The organism is Candidatus Cloacimonadota bacterium, from assembly GCA_034661015.1.
GTDB lineage: Bacteria > Cloacimonadota > Cloacimonadia > JGIOTU-2 > JGIOTU-2 > JAYEKN01.
Map to the genome: position 1 here is coordinate 2189 of JAYEKN010000148.1, position 8506 is coordinate 10694.

General features: G+C 35.8%; 7 protein-coding genes. All 7 read right to left on the reverse strand.

What is annotated here, in order from left to right; translation table 11 throughout:
- A partial coding sequence (locus tag U9P79_05905) for a hypothetical protein (protein ID MEA2104155.1) occupies positions 1-913 on the reverse strand: 913 nt, incomplete at its 3' end.
- Between the two features lie 184 nt (positions 914-1097).
- Positions 1098-1607, reverse strand: a complete 510-nt coding sequence (locus U9P79_05910) for a chemotaxis protein CheW (protein ID MEA2104156.1) — start codon at positions 1605-1607, stop codon at positions 1098-1100.
- A gap of 356 nt (positions 1608-1963) precedes the next feature.
- Entirely contained in the window at positions 1964-4138 is a 2175-nt protein-coding gene (locus U9P79_05915) for a chemotaxis protein CheW (protein ID MEA2104157.1), read from the reverse strand.
- A gap of 314 nt (positions 4139-4452) precedes the next feature.
- The gene (gene mrdA, locus U9P79_05920; protein ID MEA2104158.1) at positions 4453-6219 is read right to left on the reverse strand and encodes a penicillin-binding protein 2; all 1767 of its coding nucleotides are present in this window, start codon (positions 6217-6219) and stop codon (positions 4453-4455) included.
- Positions 6220-6702: a rod shape-determining protein MreD gene (mreD, locus tag U9P79_05925; GenBank protein MEA2104159.1), complete on the reverse strand. Its 483-nt coding sequence runs from the start codon at positions 6700-6702 to the stop codon at positions 6220-6222.
- 104 nt (positions 6703-6806) lie between these two features.
- Positions 6807-7496 carry a coenzyme F420-0:L-glutamate ligase gene (locus U9P79_05930; GenBank protein MEA2104160.1) on the reverse strand — a complete coding sequence of 230 codons (690 nt, stop codon included), beginning with the start codon at positions 7494-7496 and terminating at the stop codon, positions 6807-6809.
- Positions 7497-8318: 822 nt separating this feature from the next.
- Positions 8319-8506 (reverse strand): rod shape-determining protein MreC (locus tag U9P79_05935; GenBank protein MEA2104161.1); only part of this gene is annotated, 188 nt, incomplete at its 5' end.

Sequence of the window (8506 nt, forward strand, 5' to 3'; positions counted from 1 at the left end):
TTTTGATTCCACCGGATACCGCCCTATTAATAACAATCATGGCAACAATTCCTATAACGAAGGCAATGAGACCAAATATCATGGTCATATTTTTGGTGGAATGTTCTGCAGAAAGCATAATTTGCTTCTCTTCTTCTCGCAAATGATTGGCAATTTCCTGCACTTTTCTGGCAGTAGTTACCATTGTTTCATTAGCCAAATCTGAATTAATTTGATTTTTATGATAAATATCACCCTGAATAATATATTGTCTCACATAATCATCAATTTCACTTGCCATATTTTTCAATTTTGGACTACTATTCGACAATGATACAAGTTTTTCTACAGATGATTTTGTTTTTGCCATATCAGATTGAAATGCAGTCCAATTTTCTTCAGTCCCTTCTCCGATATAGTAAACAGCTGCAACCCTATGTAGAATAAAACATTTTTCAACATCATACGCTTGTTCACTTACTGCGGTACCTGCACCTGATAAACTTCTAATGGCTAAAATTTTCTTATTAAAGCCGGCTCCTATTTCTTTCCAGACAGGTAATACTTCTGTTTTGTTAACGCCAAAAGTATTTTGTAATTGATCAAATGCGTTTTTGTATTTAGCAACCGCTTCCGATATTCCTGCATCTTCTTCGAGTGTTCCCTCGGTCTCATCAATTTGCTTATTCATCTTATCAATCCATGCTTCCACTTTGGCGATATATTCTTTACCGCCGCGAAGAACATAGTTCTTTTCCTCTCTTCTTGCTTCAAGAATATATTTGATAAGGCGATTTTGATCGTCAGACGTCTCAACAGATTTGGTTATCTTGTTCAAACCACTCAAAATAACAAAAGCGAGTACAATTAAGAAGGCTAACACCAAGACAAAACCAACAATCGTTTTTTGCCCGATTTTCATATTTTTAAACATAATATTTCTCCTTGTAATTTCATAGTATTTTGTATATAGCATATTAATATTTTAGGCTATAAAAGGGTTAGTAAATTCTAAATCTGATATTTTCCACTTTTTTAAACATGTGATACTGATTTGTTTTCGTGAAATTGGTGTAATTTGTGGGTATCTTTTTCCGTTTCCATTTTTACTTAACCAATTATTTTTCTACTTTTTGCAGTTTGACTAATTCTTCAGAAGTTAAAATCCGGTTAATATCCAAAAGGGTAATTATCTTCTTTTGGATTTTTGCCATTCCGAGAATGAATTCGGAGTTTACTTCCACGCCAAATGAGGGGGTAATTTCTATTTCTTTTCCGTGAATATCAAGCACATCGGAAACTCTGTCAACAATAATGCCAATATTAATATCACCGTCTGCATTTTTCACATCAACCACAATAATAGCGGTTTCTTCGGTGTAATCTTCCAGCTCTATTTCAAATTTGAGACGCAGATCAATTACCGGAATAATTTTCCCGCGGAGATTAATTACTCCTTTCACGAACTTCGGGGTTCTGGGGATAGGTGTTATCTCCGGTATTCCGATAATCTGCATTATCTTCATAACATCCAGCCCATAAGTTTCTTGTTTTAGTTCAAAAGTAAGATATTTGCCGATTAGTGCGGCTACCTTACTGTCTTCCGTAATTACTTTTTCTTTTGCCATTTTTGCTCCTTTCTTTGGTTGTTAAATTAGCCACTAATTTACACAAATTTGCACGAATGAAAAACCCGAGTCGTGTCGAAAAAAATGACGCGACTCGAGTTTTTTGTTTTTCGTGTATTTCGTGTATTTCGTGGTCATTTTACATTATTCATTTTACATTTTACATTTTACATTATTCATTTTTCATTATTCATTGCAGTTCTCGAAGTCCTGCTTTACGGTTTGCAAAACCCGAGTCGTGTCGAAAAGAGTGACGCGACTCGAGTTTTTTTTTCGTGTATTCCGTGTATTTCGTGGTCATTTTCATTAATCATTAATCATTAATCATTAATAATTAATAATTATTTTCCAGCCGTTCATTGTTCTAATTCAATTTTATTTATATCTACGATCAATCCCACGGTTCCGTTGCTCATTATGGTTCCGCCGGAAATTCCTTCGATATCTTTGAATTGTCCGGTAAGAGGTTTCACCACTGTCTCGTGCATATCAACGACTTTGTCCACAAGAAGGGCAAAATCACGTTCTTCAGTTTCGATGATAATAAGAGTTCCTTTTGCCGGATCTGTGATAGCATTTTCAATATCAAATTTTTTGTAAAGGCGTACTATAGGAATGATTATACTGTTATATGTGAATGTTTCGCCGCCACCCGCAATCAGGTTTATGTTTTCTTTTTTTGGTGAAATTGCGCGTTTGATATTCATGATCGGGATTATAAATTGTTGTTCGCCAACATCTGCGATCAATCCCTGAATGATCGCAAGTGTGAGTGGAACTTTGATAATAAATTTACTTCCTTTTCCGATTTCACTTTGTATTTCAATGTTTCCGCCAATATTTTTCACAAACTTTGCCACCACATCCATCCCCACACCTCTACCGGATATACTGCTAATGGTTTTTGCGGTAGAAAATCCGGGTTGAAGAATAAGTTTGTAGATTGCTTGCTCGGAAAGATTTTCCCCGCTTGAAATCAATTCTTGGGATACAGCTTTTTTGATAATTGCATCCTTGTGTAAACCTCCCCCGTCATCTCTAATTTCTATATGGATTTTGTTTCCCTTATGGTAGGCGTTAAGGGTGATATTACCCATTTCCGATTTTCCGATTTTTCTCCGTTCTTCCGGAGATTCTATCCCGTGGTCGCAGGAATTTCTGATCATGTGAACAAGCGGATCGTAGATACTGTCCACCACATTTCGGTCTATCTCAGTATCTTCACCAATGAGATTTAACTGGATCTGTTTGTGGTTTTTTCGTTTAATATCACGCACAATTCGGTGCATTTTTGCAAATGTATCACCAATGGGAACCATGCGGAGAGCAAGTGAAGAATCCTGTAAAGAGCGGACAATTTCGGAGAGTTGTGAAAGTTTCTTCTCAAAATTTATATCTGTCATTTTCTTGATATTTTCATCACCTTTTATCATGTTCGCACTTATCACCAATTCGCCGATCATATCAATAAGAAAATCGAGTTTATCCGAAGCAACTTTTATTGAATGGGAGGTAGCGGTTTTTTGAGTAGTTTTTTTTGCTTTTTTTTGTATGTTGGATTTTTTCTCCTTACTTTTTTCCGGCATTAGGAAAATTTCATCCTTTTTTTCGGAAATTTTTTCTTCATCCACGTCCAACTTCTGTTTTTCAACCTCATCCTCAACCTCAACCTCATCCTCAACCTCAACCTCATCCTCAACCTCAACCTCAACCTTTTCTTTTCTAAGATCAAGTAGAACTTGAATGTAACCTTCAACGGCTTTGTCGTCAAGATTGCGATCCTCTTCGTCAAGCAATAATTCATTTATTGAGTTTTTGTGAGCATCTACCATTTTGAACAATACATCAAAAACGTCTTCATCAATAGCAATTTTATTATTACGAATTTCATCAAGAAGGTCTTCTGTGTTATGCGCAATCTCTACAATTTTATCAAATCCCAAAAAGCCTGCCACGCCTTTCATCGTATGGAAGGCGCGAAAAACAGTATTTATTTTCTCATTGTCGGTTGGGTCTTTTTCCAACTCTACCAAATTCAATTCGGCGTTTTCCAAATCCTCTACTGATTCTTCGATAAAGTCATTGATTAACTCCATGTCTTCTGCAAAATCTGAATCATCAAGAACCATTTTTTGCTCTTCGGGTTCATCCTCTTGGGTTGGTGGGGGGGGATCTTTTACCTCATTTTCATTATCAGATTCATTTTCAGCGACTGTTTCCCCCTCATTTTCTTCGAAAATTCCCTGATCAATCTTTTCCTCAAATTTTTCTAATGCTTCACTTACGTTCTCGGTAAGTTCTTCAAATTCGTCCTCTGATTTATAATCTTTCTTCTCCAATTGTTCCAGAATACCCACAACCTCTTCGCGTAATTTTAGTAAGGTGTGATTTTCACTCAAGCCTGAAATTGAATCGGTTAAGCTGATAAATTCGATTTTAAATTTTGTAAAACCATCCGGTTCTTCGATAATTGAGATAAAATTTAGGATAAGTAAGCTAACGCTTTTTGCTATTTCATTTATGTTTTGCACTGGAAATCTCCTATTCCATTAATATTCCCACCATTATATGTGAATGAATTTGCCATGATAAATTCAAATAGAATCTATACATAAATATTTTCTTCATGATTTTTATACATTTTGCAATTTTTGTGCCAATAAATTAGAAAAAGTTGAAACTTTGAGCAAGTTCCAACCGGTCACCAAGATAATGAAGATATTCTAACTGTAAATTTCCGAAGTATGAAACAAAAATAAGTTGTGGCTATAATCACATTTGATCGTGTTTCGTGACAAATAATTTGAATAAATTAACTTACGGTTTCTTAAGCAAACTCAGTAACTTACAAATCGTAAAACGTAGAAGTCTCAAAATATTCAGCTAATATCTTCGCGGTTAATATGGCTGAGATACCTGCTCCGGAGCCACCGTTTTCCACGAAAACCACCACAACAATTTCGGGATCATCAATGGGTGCCACTGCTACGAACCACGCATGAGTATCGCCCTTATAATTTTCTGCAGAACCTGTTTTACCACCGATCTTCACGCCATTAATTCTGGCAATTTGTCCAGTACCATGCTTCCCATTAACAACTTTGTCGAGAGAGTGAAGTAAGAATGAAATATTTTTCTTTTTTATCGGCAATTTATAGCTCGGATATTCAATCTTCTTATATTTTTTTCCGTCCTTAAACAGGTAATCTGCAAAGTGCGGAGTAACCACTTTCCCATTGTTCGCAAGTCCGGCGTAGAATTGTGCAACTGCAAGAGGGGTGAATAACACTTCTCCCTGACCTATCACCAAATTAAGAAGATTGCCTGTTGACCAACCATGTTTACTATAATGTTTATTATACCATTTTGTGTTTGGAAAAAAACTATGACGTTTATTAAATTGATCTATTTTTGATTTATCCAAAATCCCACACTTTTGAATAAAATTTTTAAATTCATCCAATTTTATTTTTTTTGCCAACTCATAAAAATATGTATCACACGATTCCCTGATAGCTCCGAGTAAATCCATTTTTCCGTGTCCCTCTTTTTTCCAGCAACCAAAAAATCTGCCACCGAAGTCCATTCCACCCTCACAATCTACTAACACCTCATCCGGCTTCACGATTTCATTTTCCAGAGCAAAGGCTGCGGTAACTAATTTGAATACCGAACCCGGAGGATAAGTAGCATTGCAGACTTTATTCAATAAGGGATTGTGCGGATTTTGGATTATATCCTCCCAATAATCTCGTTCCATACCGCTAACAAAAAAATTTTGATCGTAAGATGGGTGGCTGACAGCCGCTATGATACCACCGGTTTTACAATTCATAACAATTGCCACACATGAACTATCCGATGGTAACAACGTATTAATTTTTTTCTGAAGTGCATAATCAACAGAGAGGACAACATCCAGTCCTGGTTGGGGTGCCTTGAACTTATTCCCTTTTCCCAAGCCGAGATAGGTGCCGGAGGCATCCACCTGAAGGAGATCATATCCCTTGCTACCTCTCAATTCGTTCTCATAAAAGGATTCCAGTCCAACTTTACCGATGAAATCCATTTGCCCGTAACCTTCTCCCCGCAGCTGTTCATATTCATTTTCTGATATTTTTCCGACATATCCCACAAAATGATTTTGTGAAATATAATTTCTATGGCTCTCCGAAATAACTTTTAGAGAGGGATATGTTTCCAGATTTTCTTCAAGATGAATTGCGGTTTCCATATCTAAATTATGTGCAATGGGGATCGGAGCAAATCGAATAAATCTATTTTTATGGATTATCTTGAGAATTTTTTCTTTTGAAAGCAAGAGGTTGTTTGATAAGAATTCTGATACTCCCTCTTTATCCTTCATTTTTCTCAAATCAAGATACACTGATAATGAGGGGATATTTTCCACTAAAGGCTGAAGATTTGCATCATATATAATTCCCCTTTTAGTTGGCTTTTGGAGTGATCTTATATAATTACTTTCTGCAATCTTCTTGTAGTAACTACCATTTGAGACTTGAACTTTATACAAAAAAAATATCAGGAAACAAAAAATAGCAGCTATTAAGATAAAAGTAAAATCTTCTTTACGCAATCCCGAACGAGCCATTTAGAATCTTTTTGTAGAAATATGAAGCTTGCTTACAAACAAAAAAAGTAAAATTATTATAAATGAAAAAAGCGAACTATAGAAAGAGAGAAAAACAATTTTAAATATTGGTAGCCCTTGTTTCACATTAAAAACAAAAATTATCAGATCCCTTAATAAAAAATAAAATAAGTTTGAAACGATAACCAGGAATAAATAAAGCCCCAATTGTTTTTTATTTAGTGACCCTTTTACTTTACCCAAAATAAAGGCAATTATTACAAATAAAAGTGTAGAAATCCCAAAACAACAAGGTGTATTCAAATCTATGATCACTCCGAGAATAAACGCAAAGATAAGAGTAACCTTCTCATCGTTAGTGATTCCCAAAAAAATGATAATGGAGAGTAAAAAGTTTGGGACAACCGTCATTATCGCAAGATTTTCTGCGAAAAAATATTGAAAATACAGAAAAAATATGGATAGAAAAATTATTCTAATCATTTCATGCTTTCCTTTTTTTGCCGCAAATTGGTATCAATTTTCACTAAGGTTTTTGAGACGATATTTCTTCGTTTTCCGTTTAACATTTTTTTATAAATTCGCACTTAAGTCAAGTTCTCTTTCTCCCAAACGAGACAGATTGGCGTAAGTTCATCACCTTGACCCTGGGGATTATCGTTCATTATTTCTTCGAGAAGTTTGGAATCAATGCCACGAGATTTTCCAATTACCCACGATCCGCCGATATCATTGATATCCATTATAGCCGCTTCGTTTCCATACACCGATCTGATTTCTTCGCAGATTTCTTCGCAGTTTATTGGTCCTTTTATAACGGTTTTATTATAGGGGGGAACCGGTGAAGTGTGAGCAGCATCCACAAGAGCGGCTTGTTTTCCGGCTACTCTGTAGAACACTCCCCTTTTTCCAACCAATTTTCCGAAAAAACCAAGGAAGGCAGCTACAATGATCCGAAATTTTCCGCATTCGTCTATCGCACATTGCATGCTGGTTTTTGAACGTAAACCCACTCCATAATTTACGTTTCGCACACCACGCCAAAGTAATTTTGCCAATAATCCTATTTTTATTGAATTTTCCGCAACAGCTCTTCCTTGAGTAATTGCAACCGGACTTTCGCTCAACACAACAATATCATTTGTTTTCCTTACATTTTTTGTGTACTCCCCCACAATTTCAATAATATCGTCCTGCGAATTTAAAATTTTGGTTTTTATTGGTTTCCGAAAAAAAATTCTGTTTTGGATTGTTCTTTCTGTTGTTATGTTATTCATTCTGGTTTTTCCACTAATGTATTTGGATAAATGCCTTTCGTTAATATGTCGCACCTATGGTGCTTTTACTCATTCTTTGATTTCTTTGTCCAATGGCTTACACCATTGGCTACAAAAATTTCGCACCGCTGGTGCTGGATGGAATATTTCATTTGCTTGCCTTTTCGTGTATTTCGTGGTCATTCTTCATTATTCATTATTCATTATCCATTATTCATCGTTTTACACACGAAAGGACTCGTGTGCCACTTTTTGGGAAAAAAAGAATACGTATTACGCTTTTCCAAAGCGTTCCGTTGTGCTGTTTTGAAAAAGAAAATATGAGTTTTGTTCTCTCCAAGCAGGGGCTTGAAGCAAAGGCGTTCCCAAGCTGGGGCTTGGGAACGAGAAAATGGGAGGGCTTGGGAACGAGAAAACGGGAATATCTGGGAACGAGAAATATGGGGACTTTAGTGTATTTCGTGTATTTCGCCTGTCCAATGAAATGTTTTTTCTTTTCATATTTCATCGGGATGGTCATTATTCATTATTCATTATTCATTATTCATTATTTTGATGCATTCTGAAGTCCAGTCGGAAAAAGAACCGTCTGAACTCCAGTATGCAGAGTAGAAAAACCAGCAGTTCTCGACTTATCCGCCAACTGGCGGACGCTTCAAGCCAAGTCCTGCTTTCCGGTTTGAAAAACCCGAGTCGTGTCAAAAAGAATGACGCGACTCGAGTTTTCGTGTATTTCGTGTATTTCGTGATCATTTTACATTTTACATTTTACATTTTACATTATTCATTATTCATTATTCATTATTCATTATTCATTAATCATTAATCACTATTCAGTTCAAGTATGCCAACTTCTTCTACTTGTTCAATATTTACAAATGGCTGAATCTCTGCTTCCATGAATAAACTGTTTTTGGTTTCTGATATTTTTATGATTTCACCGAGCGGAATTCCCGGAGGATAAATTGAACTCAGACTTGATGTTATTATCTTATCACCAATCTTGATAT

Coding starts and splice junctions, on each gene's coding strand:
- U9P79_05910 (MEA2104156.1), bottom strand. CDS start 1,607: ATGGCAAAAGAAAAAGTAATTACGGAAGACAGTAAGGTAGCCGCACTA.
- mrdA (MEA2104158.1), bottom strand. CDS start 6,219: ATGGCTCGTTCGGGATTGCGTAAAGAAGATTTTACTTTTATCTTAATA.
- mreD (MEA2104159.1), bottom strand. CDS start 6,702: ATGATTAGAATAATTTTTCTATCCATATTTTTTCTGTATTTTCAATAT.
- U9P79_05930 (MEA2104160.1), bottom strand. CDS start 7,496: ATGAATAACATAACAACAGAAAGAACAATCCAAAACAGAATTTTTTTT.